This window comes from Herbaspirillum lusitanum (assembly GCF_046025995.1).
Lineage (GTDB): Bacteria > Pseudomonadota > Gammaproteobacteria > Burkholderiales > Burkholderiaceae_D > Herbaspirillum > Herbaspirillum lusitanum_A.
In genome coordinates this window covers 155764-172855 of the sequence record NZ_JAQQFM010000011.1, presented here as the reverse complement: position 1 = coordinate 172855, position 17092 = coordinate 155764, and the positions used below count along the sequence as shown (strand labels likewise).

General features: G+C 60.1%; 17 protein-coding genes and 1 pseudogene. 4 read left to right on the top strand and 14 right to left on the bottom strand.

Going from position 1 to position 17092, the window contains the following annotated elements:
* The 12 genes and pseudogenes from PQR62_RS22440 to araD1 all read right to left on the bottom strand — a co-directional run.
* Positions 1–195, bottom strand: a pseudogene (locus PQR62_RS22440) (acyloxyacyl hydrolase); the annotation flags it as partial.
* Positions 196–443: 248 nt separating this feature from the next.
* Positions 444–1949, bottom strand: coding sequence for a glycerol kinase GlpK (gene glpK, locus PQR62_RS22435; RefSeq protein ID WP_408160268.1), 1506 nt, complete (start codon positions 1947–1949; stop codon positions 444–446).
* A gap of 83 nt (positions 1950–2032) precedes the next feature.
* The gene (locus tag PQR62_RS22430) at positions 2033–2938 is read right to left on the bottom strand and encodes an SMP-30/gluconolactonase/LRE family protein (RefSeq protein ID WP_408160267.1); all 906 of its coding nucleotides are present in this window, start codon (positions 2936–2938) and stop codon (positions 2033–2035) included.
* Positions 2939–3137: 199 nt separating this feature from the next.
* On the bottom strand, positions 3138–3893 hold the full coding sequence (locus tag PQR62_RS22425; RefSeq protein ID WP_408160266.1) for an SDR family oxidoreductase: 756 nt from the start codon (positions 3891–3893) through the stop codon (positions 3138–3140).
* 10 nt (positions 3894–3903) lie between these two features.
* On the bottom strand, positions 3904–5076 hold the full coding sequence (locus PQR62_RS22420; RefSeq protein ID WP_408160265.1) for a fumarylacetoacetate hydrolase family protein: 1173 nt from the start codon (positions 5074–5076) through the stop codon (positions 3904–3906).
* A 257-nt stretch (positions 5077–5333) separates the two neighbouring features.
* A complete protein-coding gene (locus tag PQR62_RS22415) occupies positions 5334–6869 on the bottom strand; it encodes a UxaA family hydrolase (RefSeq protein ID WP_408160264.1) in 1536 nt (511 codons plus the stop codon).
* Positions 6870–7098: 229 nt separating this feature from the next.
* Entirely contained in the window at positions 7099–7905 is an 807-nt protein-coding gene (locus PQR62_RS22410; protein ID WP_408160263.1) for a transporter substrate-binding domain-containing protein, read from the bottom strand.
* A 113-nt stretch (positions 7906–8018) separates the two neighbouring features.
* Positions 8019–8753, bottom strand: coding sequence for an amino acid ABC transporter ATP-binding protein (locus tag PQR62_RS22405; protein ID WP_408160262.1), 735 nt, complete (start codon positions 8751–8753; stop codon positions 8019–8021).
* A complete protein-coding gene (locus PQR62_RS22400; protein WP_408160261.1) occupies positions 8737–9387 on the bottom strand; it encodes an amino acid ABC transporter permease in 651 nt (216 codons plus the stop codon). Before PQR62_RS22400 ends, PQR62_RS22405 begins: the two co-directional genes overlap by 17 nt.
* A gap of 9 nt (positions 9388–9396) precedes the next feature.
* Positions 9397–10080, bottom strand: coding sequence for an amino acid ABC transporter permease (locus tag PQR62_RS22395; RefSeq protein ID WP_408160260.1), 684 nt, complete (start codon positions 10078–10080; stop codon positions 9397–9399).
* Positions 10081–10177: 97 nt separating this feature from the next.
* Positions 10178–10453 carry a hypothetical protein gene (locus PQR62_RS22390; protein WP_408160259.1) on the bottom strand — a complete coding sequence of 92 codons (276 nt, stop codon included), beginning with the start codon at positions 10451–10453 and terminating at the stop codon, positions 10178–10180.
* A 38-nt stretch (positions 10454–10491) separates the two neighbouring features.
* Complete coding sequence (gene araD1, locus PQR62_RS22385; protein ID WP_408160258.1) at positions 10492–11487, bottom strand: AraD1 family protein; 996 nt, start codon at positions 11485–11487, stop codon at positions 10492–10494.
* Between the two features lie 325 nt (positions 11488–11812).
* Between araD1 and PQR62_RS22380 the strand changes: the two genes are divergently transcribed.
* Both PQR62_RS22380 and PQR62_RS22375 read left to right on the top strand, forming a co-directional pair.
* Positions 11813–12787, top strand: a complete 975-nt coding sequence (locus PQR62_RS22380) for a LysR family transcriptional regulator (protein ID WP_408160257.1) — start codon at positions 11813–11815, stop codon at positions 12785–12787.
* Positions 12788–12893: 106 nt separating this feature from the next.
* Positions 12894–13751, top strand: a complete 858-nt coding sequence (locus tag PQR62_RS22375; protein WP_408160256.1) for a DUF3047 domain-containing protein — start codon at positions 12894–12896, stop codon at positions 13749–13751.
* A gap of 33 nt (positions 13752–13784) precedes the next feature.
* Here PQR62_RS22375 and PQR62_RS22370 read toward each other — a convergent pair whose 3' ends face one another.
* Entirely contained in the window at positions 13785–14138 is a 354-nt protein-coding gene (locus PQR62_RS22370) for a DUF1304 domain-containing protein (protein WP_408160255.1), read from the bottom strand.
* A gap of 319 nt (positions 14139–14457) precedes the next feature.
* Between PQR62_RS22370 and PQR62_RS22365 the strand changes: the two genes are divergently transcribed.
* Complete coding sequence (locus PQR62_RS22365) at positions 14458–14922, top strand: hypothetical protein (RefSeq protein ID WP_408160254.1); 465 nt, start codon at positions 14458–14460, stop codon at positions 14920–14922.
* A 91-nt stretch (positions 14923–15013) separates the two neighbouring features.
* Here the strand turns inward: PQR62_RS22365 and PQR62_RS22360 are convergent, their stop codons facing one another.
* The gene (locus PQR62_RS22360; RefSeq protein WP_408160253.1) at positions 15014–16207 is read right to left on the bottom strand and encodes a M20 aminoacylase family protein; all 1194 of its coding nucleotides are present in this window, start codon (positions 16205–16207) and stop codon (positions 15014–15016) included.
* A 192-nt stretch (positions 16208–16399) separates the two neighbouring features.
* Between PQR62_RS22360 and PQR62_RS22355 the strand changes: the two genes are divergently transcribed.
* Positions 16400–17071: a LysE family translocator gene (locus PQR62_RS22355; protein WP_408160252.1), complete on the top strand. Its 672-nt coding sequence runs from the start codon at positions 16400–16402 to the stop codon at positions 17069–17071.
* Positions 17072–17092: the final 21 nt, after the last annotated feature.

Below are 17092 nucleotides of genomic sequence, written 5' to 3'. Positions count from 1 at the left end.
GTGCGTGCCGTTGGATTGCCACCATTGCCAGTTCTTGCCCCAATCCCATTGCGCCGCAACGCGCGCCATTTGGGTGTTGTTGCCGGTGCCGTATTCCAGCGACATGCCGTCAACCGCGTAGCTGGAAGTCTGAAACGCCAAAACGCCAACGCCTGCCAATACCAGTTTTGCCGCCAGGCTCTTCAATTTAGTCATAGTTCGCTTTCGATTCGTGAAATGGATTTCTTGGTCTGTCTTTGAGTTACTGAATTTCTGCATGACACTTGCCTATCATGACTTGGCGAGTATTCTCTCACATTCGATGAAATTGCATATGCGATCCGTAAATTTACGAAAATGATTTACCTCGCCGTATTCCCGCATTCTGCATCAAAGTGCATTCTCTGATCTTCTGAGTTCATATGAAGTTGCATATGACTGCAGAACATTCATTTGGGACAAAATTAATCTTCATCGATTAACCAGCGTTGGGAGCGGCTGACTGCCTTATGCCACTTCGTCAGCAACTCCTTGCGCTGTTCATCGCTCCTACCCGGTTCAAAGCGGCGATCGGTTTGCCACAAAGCGACAATCTCCTGCTCCGACTCCCAGAACCCGACCGCCAGCCCCGCCAGATAGGCCGCGCCAAGCGCGGTGGTTTCAGTCACTTGCGGACGCACCACCGGCACGCCCAGCATATCCGCCTGGAATTGCATCAACAGATCATTACGCGATGCGCCGCCATCGACCCGCAATTCCTTGAGCGGTATGGACGCATCCTTCTGCATTGCGCTCAACACGTCGGCGGTCTGATACGCGATGCTTTCCAATGCGGCCCGCGCCAGATGCGCCTTGCTGGCGCCGCGCGTCAAACCGTGAATGCTGCCGCGTGCGTAAGGATCCCAATAAGGAGTGCCAAGTCCGGTAAACGCCGGGACGAAATAGACGCCGCCGTTGTCTTTGGCTTGTGCCGCAAGCGCTTCGATTTCATTGGAGTGCTGAATGATGCCGAGTCCGTCGCGCAGCCATTGCACCACGGCGCCGGCAACAAAGATGCTGCCCTCCAGCATGTAGCAGGTATGCCTTTCATCCTGCCGCTGCATGCTCCAGCCTATGGTGGTCAGCAATTTATTGTCAGAGACAAAGGCTTGCTCGCCGGTTTGCATCAGCATGAAGCAGCCGGTGCCATAAGTATTCTTGACCATGCCCTGCTGCAGGCAAGCCTGTCCGAAAGTCGCCGCCTGCTGGTCGCCGGCGATACCTGCAATCGGCAACGCTGCGCCAAACCAGCCGGCGTCGCATTGGGCTGCGATGCCGCTGCTGCACACCACCTCCGGCAGCAGCGCGGCGGGGATGTCGAGCAGCGCCAGCAATTCCGCATCCCATGTGCCTGCATGAATGTCGAACAGCAAACTGCGCGAAGCATTGCTGCTGTCGGTCACATGCGCGCCGCTGAGTTTGAAGATCAACCATGAGTCGACGGTGCCGAACGCCAGTTCGCCGCGTTCGGCTCGTGTGCGCGCATCCGGAATGTTGGTCAGAATCCAGTTCAGTTTGGTGCCGGAAAAATAGGCATCCAATACCAGCCCGGTCTTGCGGCGGAAGATGTCTTCCTTGCCCTCGGCGCGCAGGCGGTCGCATAACGCGGCAGTGCGGCGGTCTTGCCAGACGATGGCAGGGCAGATCGGTTCGCCGGTTTTTCGGTCCCAGACGACGGTGGTTTCGCGCTGGTTGGTGATGCCGACGGCGGCGATGTCGCCGGCCGTGATCGACTGCTTGCGCAAGAGCGTCTGAGCCACCTCAAGCTGCGATTGCCAGATGTCGTTGGCATCGTGTTCGACCCAGCCTGACTGCGGATAATGCTGGGGAAATTCCTTTTGCTCGATGCCGGCGATGCGGCCATTGCGGTCGAACAGGATCGCGCGTGAGCTGGTGGTCCCCTGATCGAGCGCAAGTATGAAACGGCTCATGCGCTATCTCCTGATGTGCTGATTCTTATGTTTTGGGTACTTCTGCTTTTGCTTTGCCGGACTTGGACCGGATCAATTAAGCATCAAGGGCGATAGGCATATTCATGCCGCCCAGCCACATCCACCTGTACCGACAGTACACAACCGGACAGCGGAAAGCGCGCCAGCTCATCCTCGCTGCGGCCGTTGCGGCCCGTGGTGATGAACAGCGTACGCAAATCGTCGCCGCCGAATGCGACCATGGTCGGGCACTTCGCCGGCAGTTTGATCTCACGCAGGATTTCACCCTCAGGCGACAGACGCAACACGCGGCCGCCTTCGAACATCGCGCACCAATAAGCGCCTTCGCTGTCGACTGCCGCGCCGTCGGGGCGGCCACCATAATCAGGCGCGCTCTTGTCAGCATCGAATTGTTTGAACAGGCGGCAATTGCTGGTCCCGCCCGTCGCCAGATCGTAGTCGTAGAGATTGATGCGATGGGCCGGCGTATTGGAGTGATACATGCGACGCTGATCCGGACTGAACGCGACGCCGTTGGAGGTCGTCACAGCGTGATGGGCGTCGCGCAAGGCATTGCGCTCGAAGCAATACAGCGTGCCCGACTCACGGTCGCGCGGCTCGTAAATGGTGCCGCACCAGAAGCGGCCCGAGGCATCGCAACGGCCGTCGTTGAAGCGAATGCGGCTGATGTCGTAAGGTGCTTCCAGCATCGGCGTCAGCGCGCCGTTTTGGGTATTCAGATGTGCCATGCCGGTCCGCAATGCGACTACCAGGCCGCCTTGCGCGTGGCGTACGATGGCGCCCGGTTCTTGCGGCATATTCCATGACTGATGCTGCTGGCTGGCCGGGTGCAGGCGATGCACCGCCTTGCCGGGAATATCGATCCAGTACAGCGCCGCTTCTTCGGCATGCCACAAAGGCGATTCACCCAGCAACATGGCTTGATCGAGGGCGGCGGTAACTTGTGTGAGGGGAGTGGAATCGGACATGGCGGCAAATGCTTGACTTGAAGAAATGCCATTATGCGCCGATGAACGAGTTTGACAAGTTGCTCACGGATGGCGGCCCTTGGCATCGTCATCGAACAACTGCGCACAATCGAAAAGCAAAACGGCATGCTCAACTACGCATGCCGTTCTTTGGAGGCCGCATCACCGATGCCGCCTCCGCCTGGTAAGATCAGACCGATCAGTTCGACCAGCCGCCGTCGATCATGTGGATGGAGCCGGTGGTGAAGTTCGATTCATCCGACGCCAGATACAGCGCCAGTGCGGCTACTTCTTCCGCCTTGCCGACGCGGCCCATGGGCTGACGTGCGACGAAGGCTGCGCGCACTTCGGCTTCGCTCTTGCCGGATTCCTTGGCTTGCGTCGAGATACGCTGGTTCAGCGAAGGCGACTCGATGGTGCCCGGGCAGATCGCATTGCAGCGTACGCCTTGCGCCACGAAGTCCGCCGCGACTGACTTGGTCAGGCCGACCACCGCCGCCTTGCTGGCGCCGTAGGCGAAACGGTTGGCCACGCCCTTGACGCTTGATGCTGCCGAAGCGATGTTGACGATGGAGCCGGACTTCTTCGCCAGCATGCCCGGCAGCACCGCGCGGATGGTGTGGAACATGGCCTTGGCGTTCAGGTTGAAGGAAAAGTCCCAGGACTTGTCGTCGCATTCCAGAATATTGCCGGCGGCGACGTAGCCCGCGCAGTTGAACAGCACATCGATGGTGCCGATTTCAGCCACCAGCTTCTTGATCGCAGCGTCATCGGTGACGTCGAGGATATGGGTTTCCACACCCTTGAGTTCATCCAGATGCTGTTTGCTGATATCGGTGGCGATCACGCGAGCGCCTTCCTTGGCGAACAGCTCGACCGACGCGCGGCCGATGCCCTGCGCCGCAGCGGTGATCAGAACGGTTTTGCCGGCGAGGCGGCCAGTTGCAGATGCCATGAGAATTCCTTTAGATGAGTTGTCGTTTTGCCAGATTCTTGAACAGCGCGGTCAGGCCGAAAGTCCATGGCGCCACCTTGTCGCTGAAGTTCACCGTGTTGACCAGCGCGCCCAGTTTCGGCGTCGAGATCGTCACGATGTCGGCGGCCTGGTGGGTGAAGCCCTGGCCCGGGCCGAAGCGATCCTGGGTCGGCGCGAACATGGTGCCGAGGAACAGCACCAGACCGTCGGGGTACTGGTGATTCGGGCCGATGGCGTGTTCCACCAGATTCAGCGGGTCGCGGCTGATCATCGACATCGAACTGCTGCCCTTGAGCGTGAAGCCTTCGGTACCGTCCACCCGCATTGTAAGTTCGGCGCGCCGTACATCGTCAATTGAAAAGTTTGCGTCGAACAGACGAATAAAAGGACCGACTGCGGACGAGGCGTTGTTGTCCTTGGCCTTGCCCAGCAGCAGCGCGCTGCGGCCTTCGAAGTCGCGCAGGTTGACATCGTTGCCGAGCGTGGCGCCGACCACTTTGCCGCGGCTGTTCACGGCCAGCACGATTTCCGGCTCGGGATTGTTCCACACCGATTTAGGATGAATGCCGACTTCGTCGCCCAGGCCGACTGATGACAGCGGCTGCGCCTTGGTAAAGATTTCCGCATCGGGACCGATGCCGACTTCCAGATATTGCGACCACACGCCTTGCGCCAGCAGCACGTCCTTCAGCTTGGCGGCCTCCGGCGAGCCCGGCACCACGCTCGACAGGTTGTCGCCGATGACGGCGGTGATCGCCTTGCGCACCTGCTCGGCCTTGCCCGCATCGCCGCGCGCCTGCTCTTCGATCACGCGCTCCAGCATGCTGGCGACGAAGGTCACGCCGCTGGCTTTTACCGCTTGCAGATCGATAGGCGCCAGCAGCCAGGGCTTGGTAGTGTCGCGCCCGGCGGCGTCGGCATTGGCCAGCAGATCGGCCAGGCTGGCCAGACGCGGCGCCTCGGCCTTGCGCACGGCGGCAGCCGGATCGTCCAGCTCCAGCAACTGGCTGGATGTGGCGGCGATGTTGCTCAGATCGTAGACGCCATCGGCATCGACCCTGACCAGCACCGGTCCGATGTTCGGCTGCCAGATGCGACCGACCAAAGTCGCCTGGGCATGGTCTTCAGGCAGATGTGTCTGAATCGTGAAAGCTTGTGCCATATTCTTACTCCATTATTGTGGGGCGGGACTGCATGCAGCAGACAATTCACAAAACGCCTGCCGCCGGATCAGGAAGGGCTTCGCTATCGTAATGAAAATCCGGATGGCGCGCTTTGTGGTGCGGCAGATCGGCAGCGTGTCAGGCAAAAAACGATTGCCGGTGATGCGAGTCGGCAAGCGCATGAACTTCGCCATTGCAAGGAAAAACTGCCGCTAGCATCGCAGACGCTAACGGCAGTGTTCAGACAAAACAGCGATCAGGTGTAGACGCCGATATGCCAGGGGACAAACTCATCCTGGCCGTAACCGTGCAGCTCACTCTTGGTCTTCTTGCCGGATGCCGTGTCCAGAATCATCTGGAAGAAGCGCGCGCCTATCTCTTGCGGCGTTGCCAGACCGTCGGCGATTTCCCCGCAGTTGATGTCCATGTCTTCTTCCTGACGCTGCCACAGCGCAGTGTTGGTCGCCAGCTTGAGCGAAGGCGAGGGTGCGCAGCCATAGGCCGAACCGCGGCCGGTGGTGAAGCAGATCATGTTGGCGCCGCCGGCCACCTGCCCGGTAGCGGAGATCGGATCGTAGCCCGGGGTATCCATGAACACGAAGCCCTTGGCCGTGACCGTCTCGGCATATTTGTAGACGTCCACCAGATTGGTGGTGCCGCCCTTGGCCACTGCGCCGAGCGACTTTTCGAGAATCGTGGTCAGTCCGCCCGCCTTGTTGCCGGCGGAAGGATTGTTGTTCATCTCGGCATCGTTCTTGGCGCAATACTCTTCCCACCAGGCGATGCGCGCCAGCAGCTTCTCGCCGACTTCCGGCGACACGGCGCGCCGCGTCAGCAAGTGTTCCGCGCCATAGATTTCCGGCGTTTCGGACAGGATCGCAGTGCCGCCATGGCGCACCAGCATATCGACCGCCGCACCGAGTGCAGGGTTGGCGGTAATGCCCGAGTAACCGTCCGAGCCGCCGCATTGCAGGCCCAGTGTCAGATGCTTGGCGGGTACCGGTTCGCGTACTACGGCATTCGCCGCAGGCAGCATCTTCTTGATCTTTTCAATGCCCAGCGCCACGGTCTTGGCGGTGCCGCCGGTGCTTTGAATGGTAAAGGTGTGGAAGTATTCGCCTTCCTTCAGATCGTGCGCTTCCATCAGGCCGGAAATCTGATTGGTCTCGCAACCCAGACCGACCACCAGCACCGCCGCAAAGTTGGGGTGCTTGGCGTAGCCGGCCAGCGTGCGGCGCAGCATCTGCAGCGGCTCGCCCAGCGAGTCCACCGCGCAGCCGAGGCCGTGCGTCAGCGCGACGATGCCGTCGACGTTGGGGAAGTCGGCCAGCGCTTCCGGATGGATGTCGCGGCGGAAGTAATCGGCAATGGCGCGTGCGGCAGTGGCCGAGCAGTTCACCGAGGTCAGCACGCCGATGTAATTGCGGGTCGCCACGCGGCCGTCCGGGCGCACGATGCCCATGAAGGTGGCCGGCGATTCGACGTAATCGACCGGTTTGAAGTCGGCGCCGAAGGTATGCGCGCGCGAAAATTCTGCCATCGCCAGATTGTGCGTATGCACGTGCTGACCTGGCTCAATGGCTTGGCTGGCGGTGCCGATGATCTGGCCATAGCGCTTCACCGGCTCGCCGGCTGCAATGGCGCGGGTCGCCATCTTGTGGCCGGCAGGAATCAGGCCGACGACCTTGAGGCCGCCTTCCTCTTCCAGCACGGTGCCGGAAATCAGCTGCCGGCGCGCAATGACGACATCATCGACAGGATTCAATCGAATGATGGGAGAAATAGGTTTCATGATGATCTCGGTAAGAACGTTGGATAACGATCAAAGGTGCTGCGAGTGATGTGGCAAGTGATAAGTGATGCGTCCCGGCCGCGCCGTGCTCTGTGGCTTTACTGTTTTCATGATCGGCAGATTGCACGTCAAGCATAGTGCGAATCTGAAGATCGTGTGCAAGCTGCATGAAAACTGCATCGACGCCACAGCGGCCGGGCTGCTTCTGCATTGCTGCAGTGAAGCGAAATTACTTGGGAGCAAACTGCGCCAGATCCGGCATCGGGCTGCCGACCCATTGCTGATAGATGTTGGCCAGACGGCCGTTCTTCAGGTTGGTGGCAATCCAGCCGTTCAGCCATTTTTGCAGTTCAGGTTCGTTCTGGCGGATGCCGATCGCGTAAGGGATGTCCTTGATCACGAACTTGGTTTCGATACCCTTGGCCGGATTTTGCTTCGATACGGCGGCCGCCAGCGAATTCGGTGTGCAGAAGGCATCGACCTGGCCCGACACGATGGCGGCAGTCACGGTGGCGTCGTCGTCAAAGCGAACGATGGTGGCGCCCTTGGGCGCCAGCGGCGTCAGCAGAGAATCCTGCATGTTGCCGCGCACCACCGCCACGCGCTTGCCGACCAGATCGTTCAGGCTTTTGATGTTTTCGCCCTTGGCCGCAGCAACCACGAATTGCGAAGCGCCGTAGGGGTTGGTGAAGGTCACCACCTTGGCGCGTTCCGGCGTGATGCTGAACGATGCGATCACCATGTCGGCCTTGCCGGTCATCAGGAACGGGATGCGGTTGGGGCCGGTGACTTGCACGATTTCCAGTTCAACGCCCAGATCCTTGGCCAGTGCACGCGCGGTTTCCACGTCCGAGCCTTGCGGTTCCAGCTTGGCGCTGGTCATGCCGAACGGCGGCGCGCCGAGGTCGATCGCCACCAGCACTTTTTTGCGGGCCTTGATGTCGGCCAGCGCATCTGCATGCGCGACTTGCGCGAAGCAGGCCAGACCGAGCACCACGGCAGCGGCTTTTTTGGTGATGTTCAAAAATTGGTTCATGTTGTCTCCTGAGGTCAATGAGTGTTGCTGAGTTGAACTTGGTTGTCGCCTGCTGCAAACATGCGGCCTGCAGCAGCGGCGCTTCTTTTTAAGGTTGCAATTGTGGCTTGAAATTACAGTTCGCTGCTGACGAACTTGGCCAGCTCGGCGGTCTTGGGATTGCTGAACAATTCATCCGGCGGGCCGACTTCCCATACCTTGCCCTGATGCATGAACACCAGCACGTCGGCCAGCTTGCGGGCAAACGCCATCTCATGCGTCACCAGCACCATGGTCATGCCTTGCTTGGCCAGATCTTCCATCACCTTCAGCACTTCCGAGGTCAGCTCCGGATCAAGCGCCGAGGTCACTTCGTCGAACAGCATCAGTTCCGGCGACATCGCCAGCGAGCGGGCAATCGCCACGCGCTGCTGCTGACCGCCTGAAAGCTGTTCCGGATAGGCTTCCTTCTTGTTTTCCAGGCCGACCAGTTGCAGCACGTTCTGAGCGATCTTCCTGGCTTCGTCGGACGACAACTTCTTGATGGTCGTCAGCGCCAGCGTGATGTTGCGTTCCACCGTCAGATGCGGAAACAGGTTGTAGCTCTGGAACACGATGCCGACCTGCTTGCGCAGCTCGCGCAGGTTGAGCTTGTCGGGATGATGGATGTCATGGCCGCAGACATTGATGTTGCCGGCATCCACTTTTTCCAGGCCGTTGAGGCAGCGCAGCAAGGTGCTCTTGCCGGAACCGCTGCGGCCGATGATGGCGACCATCTGGCCTTGCTGCACGTCGAGCGAGACGCCGTTGAGCACCTTGTTAGTGCCGAAGCTCTTGTGCAGATCCTTGATCTTAACGATTGCTGACATTCAATTTCCTTTCAAAGTGCTTGCTCAGCGCCGACAGCGGATAGCAGATGCAAAAATAGATGAGCGCGACGCAGCCGAACACGGTGAACGGCTGGAAGGTCGAGTTGTTGATGATCTGGCCGGCGCGCGACAGGTCGACGAAGCCGATGACCGATGCCAGCGAAGTGTTCTTCACGATCTGCACCATGAAGCCGACGGTCGGCGGCGTCGCGATCTTGACCGCCTGCGGCAGGATCACCTTGGTCAATTGTTCGAAACGATTGAAGCCCAGGCATTCCGACGCTTCCCACTGCGTCTTCGGCACCGCCTGAATGCAACCGCGCCAGATTTCACCGAGGAAGGCCGCGCAATAGATTGCGAACGAAATGCCGGCGGCCACCAGCGGCGACAGCTTGAAGCCGGCAATCGCCAGGCCGAAATAAGCCACGAACAGAATCACCAGCAGCGGAATCCCTTGCACGATCTGGATGTACCAGCTGGCGATGCCGCTCAGGATCTTGTTGGGCGACACGCGCCAAAGCGCGATGATGATGCCGGCCACGCCGCCGAACACAAAGGCCACCAGCGACAGGGTGATGGTCCAGAGCGCTGCCTGCAGCAGATACTCGAAATGTAAAAAACTGAATGAACTCACGCTGTCTCCTTACAGATTGGTGCCGAGCTTGCGCTTGCGCACAAACGCCGCCTTGCTGATCAGCCAGAACGCGCCGCGGAACAGGAAGGACAGCGCCAGATAGGCGACCGCGATCACTGCATACACCTCGAAGCTGCGGAAGGTTTCCGACTGCACCAGATTGGCGGTGGCGGTCAGTTCTTCCGCCGAGATCTGCGAGGTGATCGAGGAGGCCAGCATCAGCAGAATGAACTGGCTGGTCAGCGAGGGATAAACCCGTTCCACCGCCGGCAGCAGCACCACGTGCCAGTACACGTGCAGCTTGGACATGCCCAGGCATTCGGCGGCTTCGATCTGGCCCGGATGGATGGAGTTGATGCCGGCGCGCATGATTTCGGTGGTGTAGGCGCCGACGTTGACGGTCAGTGCGATCACCGCCGCCATTTCTGCGGTCAGCTTCCAGCCGATGCTGGCGAGGCCGAAGAACACCAGAAACACCTGCACCAGCAGCGGCGTGTTGCGGATCACCTCGACGTAGATCTTGATTACTGCATGCAGGAACATGTTATTGCTCTTGTAGCCGATGGCGCACAGCGTGCCGACCACGAAGCCGAGCACGATGGAGAGTGCCGAGAGTTGTACCGTCAACCAGGCGCCGACCAGCAGGCGATCCCAATTGGCGAACACACTCATGAAATCAAATGTGTAATTCATGAAGGCTCCGGCTCAGTGAAACGGCTGCGCGTGAATGCGGGAGGGGCGTGCGCCGGCCCGGAAACCGACGTTCGCGCCAGCGTTGCCGGTGCGCCGGTCATGCCCGGCATTCAGCCATGGATGGCTGAAGTTGCAGAAGAGTGTTGAGGTGAATAAATGGTCTTGCATGTGTTGCGTCTCCTTTCGTGTTGCCTGAAGGCTGCTGCTTCAGGATTGCATGCGGCGGCTGGAAAGGATCCGGCTGCCGGTGCAAGGCCTCTTTTCGGGCTTGTTGCCTGGTGGCTTTTTTAATCGGCGGCGACGGCATGGATGCACGTCGGTGGATGTCGCCCTGGTTTTTGCTGCTGTTGCGTTTGTTGCTGTTTCCTTGCATTCTGCGTGCCGGTCTGTTGCCGCCGCTGCAGATATTCTTCAAAGCATTTTCACGCCGCCTATGCCCACGCGCGACTGCGCCGCGCTGATGCCGTTGACCAGCGGCTCGCCGAATTCCGGCACGCTGATTTCAAAGCTGTCGCCGACGCGGGTGCGCACGCTGTAGGCGAACGACAAGTTGGCCGCGCCGAGGAAATACACGTGCACATCGCCCGGGCGCAAGAAGCGGTCGTACTTGAAGTGGTGGTATTCGAGATTCTCGATCTGGTGCGACATATTGTCCTGGCCGGACAGAAATTCCTGTTCCCAGATCACCCGGCCTTCGCGCCGGATGCGGCTCATGCCGACCAGATGCGAGGGCAGCGGGCCGATCAGCAGTTCCGGGCCGAAAGAGCAAGGGCGCAATTTGGAATGCGCCTGATACAGGTAATTCTTGCGCTCCATGACATGGTCGGAAAATTCGTTGCCGAGCGCGAAGCCGAGCCGATGCGGCACGCCGTCGTCGGCGATCACGTACAGACCTGCCAGCTCAGGTTCCTCGCCGCCGTCTTCGGCGAAATCGGGGGAGGGAAAAGCTTGCCCCGGCGCCACCACGCAGTCGCCGTCGCCCTTGTAGAACCATTCCGACTGCACGCCGACCTGGCCCGGACCCGGCCGGCCGCGGTCCAGACCCCACTGGAACAGATGCATGGTGTCGGTGCGCGCGCTCTCGCCGTTTTCCAGTTTCTGATGCATCTTGTCGCGTGTCGACGCGGCGCTCAGATGTGTCAGGCCGGCGCCGGCCACCAGGCAGTGCGCAGGATCCTCATGATCCAGCGGCGCCAGAATGCGTTGTTCTTTCAGGATGGCGGCGTAGTCTTCGCGTTGTTTGCCGTTCAGCAGCTGCGCCTGGCGCTCCAGCGAATTGCCCGAGCGGATCGCCAGCAAGGCCAGTTCGCGCATGCGCGACACTTGCTCCAGCACTTCGGCCTGCGCGCCATTTACAATAGCGACCTTGCGCGCGCCTTCACGATCTGTGAATTGAATCAGTCTCACTTTGTCTCCGTCTTCCAGCGTTCGAGTTCTTGCCCGAGGCGTTTTATGTGAGCTGTTGCGAAATGAATCTGATGGCCCTTTCTGAATGCGTCGCTGTTGCGGTGCACATGACGCGCAATCGAAACGAGGCCGCGCGGGCGTGAGCGAAATATCAGAGCGGCGATGGCGGCCTCATGAAAATGCTGCATTGCCAGATACTCAGATCCATTTCGCAAAAGTCTCCTGCTTTATTTCACATCTTCCGGGCTCTGTGAGCAGAGCTCCGAAAATAGATGCGTTAGCATTGTGGTTTTTGCAGAACCGAATATAAGAGGCTTCCCAAGCGATGTCTAATGACCTTAATTCATCGGGTGATAACCAACTCAAAAATGCGGGCACCGAGCTGCCGTCGGTGGGCTCCATTGTCAGCCGGCTGCGCTTTCGCCAGGTGGCTTTGCTGACCGCATTGGATGAGCAGGGCTCGCTGCATAAGGCCGCCGAAGTGATGCACATGACGCAGCCGGCCGCCACCAAGGCCCTGCATGAAATGGAAGATGCGCTGGGCGTGACGCTGTTCGACCGCTCGCCGCGCGGCATCGAAGCGACCGAACTGGGCCGCTGCGTGATCCGTTATGCGCGTCTGATCCAGAACGACATCGGCAATCTGCGCGACGAGCTGCAAGGCATGCTCAATGGCCAGGGCGGGCGTTTGTCCATCGGCGCCATCATGGGCGCGGCGCCGCTGGTCACGCGGGCGCTGACGCGGCTGCGCGAGATGCAGCCGGAAGTCTCGGTCGAAATCACCGAAGACACCAGCGCGCGCCAGTTGCTGTTGCTCGATCAGGGCCGCATCGATCTGATGATCGGTCGTTCCTCGGTCAGCTCGCAGCCCAATCTATACAACTATGAAATGCTGCGCGGCGAGCCGATGTGCATCGTCTGCGGCATCGATCATCCGCTGGCGACTGCGCAAAAGGTGCGTTTGCCTGAGCTCAGTACAGCTTCATGGATCCTGTATTCCAGCAACATGCCCATGCGCATCTGGATCGAGCATGAGTTCAAGCTGGAAGGCATGAAGGTGCCGGGTAATGTGATCGAAACCGCCTCGCCCTTTGTTACCGTGACGTTGCTGGCGCAATCCGACATGGTGGCCGTGATGCCGCTGGACATCGCGCATTTCTTCGCCGCCAAGCAAATGCTGGGCATCTTGCCGGTGGCGCTGAAGACCCGTATCGAGCACTACGGCATCGTGACCCGCAAGAACTCCACGCTGTCGTCCATCGCCAAGATGTTCATCCAGATCCTGCGCCAGCAGAATTGATTTGCCGTCGTTTTCCTGTCTTGTTCCGGGCTATTGAGGGTTGCCGGGCGTGCTCTGATGCATACTCCGGTTTCATTTCCACTTCGCTCGGCCCAGCCCGCACTTCATGAAATTTCGTCCTGCTGCGCAATTCATGCGCTTTGCTCATGCTTCAACTCCGTCCGGTTTTGCCGGCCTGCTGGTTTTTTGTGCGCTGGCGTTGACTGGATGCGCCGGGCAGGCGCCGACCGCGGCGCTGGCCGTCAAGGCGGAAAATCAGGCGAAACAGGCCAGACTGGATCAGGCGCTGGCCTTGTTCTCGACCAACGCGGCCGGCGGCTTACCGGCGCAATGGGCGCCGCTGGCGCTGACGCGCAAGAAGAAGCCGACTGAATACCGGTTGGTCGAGGATGCCGGCAAGGTCGTGCTGCGCGCGTATGCCGATCAGGCTTCCTCGGGTTTGCGCCATGAAGTGAATATCGACGTCGCCAAAAAGCCCTGGCTGAGCTGGCGCTGGAAGACATCTTCGCTGATCGCCGGCGCCGACAACACGCGCCGCGAGACCGAAGATTCGCCGGTGCGCATCGTGTTGGCTTTCGACGGCGATCACGACAAGCTGTCGCTGATGGACACCATTCTGTTCGATACCGCCAAGTTGCTGACTGGCTATGAACTGCCGTATGCCACCCTGATGTATGTGTGGGAAAACCAGGCGCCGGTCGGCACCGTGATCGCCAATACACGCACCGGCCGGATTCAGATGATCGTGGCCGAAAGCGGCGGCGCAAATGTCGGAAAATGGATGGAGTACAAGCGCAATATTGCGCTTGATTACGAAAAGGCCTTCGGCGAAAAACCGGGCCGCCTGCTGGCGGTGGGCGTGCTGAGCGACACCGACAACACCGGCGAAAAGGTCGAAGCCTGGTATGGCGATATCCGCTTGCTGCGCCAGGAAAACGAGCTGCTGAGCAGCGCCAGCGATTGATTCGCCGCCAGCGCTGTGCGTGTCAGAACAGATTTATCCCAGGCTCAGCAGCACCAGCAAGGTAATCAGCGCCGGCAGGCCCTGAATCACCAATATCGATTTCTTGGCGGTGAGACCGCCGTAGATGCCGGCGATCAGCACGCAGACCACGAAGAACAACTGAACCGGCCGTTCGCCGGACAGCGCGCCCCAGGCCAGGCCGGCCGCCAGAAACCCGTTGTACAAGCCCTGATTGGCGGCCAGCACGCGCGAAGCTTCGGCGGCTTCGCGCGACTGACGGAAAGTCTTGAGGCCTAGCGGTTTGGTCCACAGGAACATTTCCAGCACCAGAATCCAGACATGTTCGAGGGCCATCAGAATCAGCAGAGCAGTGGCGAGCAAGGTCAAGGCGGTTCTCCGTTTATTGGTGTTATGGGTATAAATGCTGCAGCCGGCCGATGATGCCCGAAAGCCGGCCGCAAGCCAATGGGGGATTCTTGAGGCGACTCAGTTGTCATTCATGCAGCATGTCGTGCGGATGCCGCAGCTTGCTTGGCAAAATGCAGCGCATGCGTTTAGAATTCGCGACGGGCGCGGCAGGGCGCCCGCTCTCGCGAAAGCCGATGCACCTGCCGTCAGTCCGAAGCCTTCACGAAGTCTTCACTTCAACATTACCCTGACGTTTAACCTTGATGCCGCAGCGAGAACGGCGCATGAAAGGAACGTTATGTGGTCTACCCGTTTTCCCTCCAGCCCCAATATCGACAGCAGTTTCGCACCGGGACTCGCCCACGGCGATTTTCTGCGACGCTACGCCCGTCGTCTGCTGCGTCAGGTGCGCTCCAGCCAAAGCAGTGCGGCCTTGCCGGTGCTCAGGCGCATGGTTGCCATGCGCATCACGCCGGAAATCAGTGTGGCCGAATTGTTCCCGCTGCGCGCCAGCCTGCAGCTCAAGCATGTGCTGCACATGCTGGCGCGCGAGCTGGACTACCCGGCCTGGGAAGTGTGCGCCCGTGAAATCGATGCACGTGATTCCGCGCTGCTGGACCGCTATCGTCTGGAGCTAGGCATGTTCCGCGACTTCCAGACCAACTGGTTTGCCGACATGGCGAGCGCACGCAACTGGCAGCGCGGCCACGGCGGTTATCTGGTGGCTTACGGCAAGCAGGCGGTAGCGATTCTGGCCGATTAGCCTGGGCAGTGGCATGACAAAAAACGGCGGCGAAGCCTCAAGCTTCGCCGCCGTTTTTTCATGCGGGCTGACTGGATGGATTACTTTGTGATCACTGGGCAGACAGGAATTTTTCCGCCAGCCTTACCCAATAGGTGGCGCCGATGGGCAGCAGATCGTCATTGAAATCGTAGCTGGGATTATGCAGATTGCAGGGCCCCAGGCCATGGCCGTGATCGCGATGACCGCCTTCGCCGTTGCCGAGGAAGACGTAGCAGCCGGGTTTGGCCAGCAGCATGAAGGCGAAATCTTCTGCGCCCATGGTCGGCTCCGTATGGGCATCGACGCCGTCCTGGCCGAACTGCTCCCGCAGCACTTCGACCGCGAATGCGGTTTCCTTTTCGTGATTGATCAGCGGCGGATAATTGCGCTGGAAGCTGAAATCGACGCTGGCGTCGAAAGCGGCCGCAGTATGTTGCGCGATCTCTTGCATGCGGCGTTCGATCAGGTCCAGCACCGGCACGCTGAAGGTGCGCACGGTGCCGATCAGCGTCGCGGTATCGGGGATCACGTTGGTGGCGCTGCCGGCGTGAATCTGGGTGATCGAGAGCACCGCCGAGTCGTTGGGATTGGCATTGCGCGAGACGATGGTCTGCCAGCTCTGCGCAATCTGCACCGCAGTCATGACCGGATCGATCGCCTTGTGCGGTTGCGCTGCGTGCGAACCCTTGCCCTTGACGGTGACCTCGAACTCGTTGCTGGAAGCCATCATCGGGCCCGCCGTGACGCCGAAGCGGCCGGTCGGGATGCCCGGCCAGTTGTGCATGCCGAACACCGCGTCCATGGGGTATTTCTCGAACAGGCCATCCTGAATCATGCGCTCGGCGCCGCGGCCGCCTTCTTCCGCCGGCTGGAAAATGACATACACCGTGCCATCGAAATCGCGGTGCTGCGACAGATAATGCGCCGCGCCGAGCAGCATGGTGGTGTGGCCGTCATGGCCGCAGGCATGCATCTTCCCTTCGTGCCTGGAGGCGTGCGGGAAGGTGTTGAGCTCAGGCATCGGCAGCGCATCCATGTCGGCGCGCAAGCCGATGGCGCGCGGGCTGCTGCCATTCTTGATGATGCCGACCACGCCGGTGACGCCGAGCCCGCGCACTACCGGAATACCCCATTCAGTCAGTTTCTGCGCGACCACGTCGGAGGTGCGCTGTTCTTCGTAGCTCAGTTCGGGATGGGCGTGAATGTCGCGGCGGATTTTTTGCAGTTCCGAATGGAATTGCACGATAGGTTCGATCAGGTTCATGGCATGTAATCTGGCTGTGATGCGGTTGTATGCGGGGGCATATCAAACCGAAGCGGCTGAAGAAAAGCCCTATCTTACCGCCGAAGCCTGCATCGCGCCTTGCTGCCGTGAGGTGGCGGATCCGCAATTTTCTTCAATACAGCCCGCGCAGCAGCGCCTAGCATGAGCGCCTTTCTGATCTGAGGTGAGGCGATGTCATTGTTCGATGGGATGCACGCGAACGAATTTCTGCTGCTGGCCGGCGCCCATTTTCTGGCCTTGCTCAGCCCCGGCCCGGATTTCCTGCTGCTGGTGCGCAATGCGCTGCGGTATGGTCGCTGGAACGGCATCGGCGTCAGCGCCGGCATCGCCAGCGCCAATGGCGCCTATATTCTCGCCGCCATTGCCGGTTTCAGTCTGGTCCAGCAGGGCGGGCTGCTGTTGAACGTGCTCAAGTGGCTGGCTTGCCTGTATCTGGCGTACATCGGCTGGTGCTTTCTGCAATCGGCGCGTACGCCGTTGCCGGAATTGTGTGGCGATCGGGTTGCGCGAGCGAACGGTCGCAGCGTCGAGCCCGCCCAGGGTTTCATGCCCGGCTTCGCTGCAGGTTTTCTGTCCGGCGGATTGAATCCGAAAAACGGCATCTTTTATTTCGGCCTGTTCACGCTGATGGTCGGCGCCGATACCGGCCCTTTGCTCAAGTCGCTTTACGGGGTGTGGATGTTCGGCGCGGTGCTGCTGTGGGATGCCGCCTTGGTGCTGGCGGTCTCGCATGCGCGCGTGGTGCGCTGGATGGCGCGTTATCTGCCGGCGGTCGAGCGCAGCGCCGGCATCTTGCTATTGGGCGCTGCCGCAGCGGGCGCCTGGATGTTGCTGCCCTGGTAGCGCCGGAGCATCGTGCGAAAA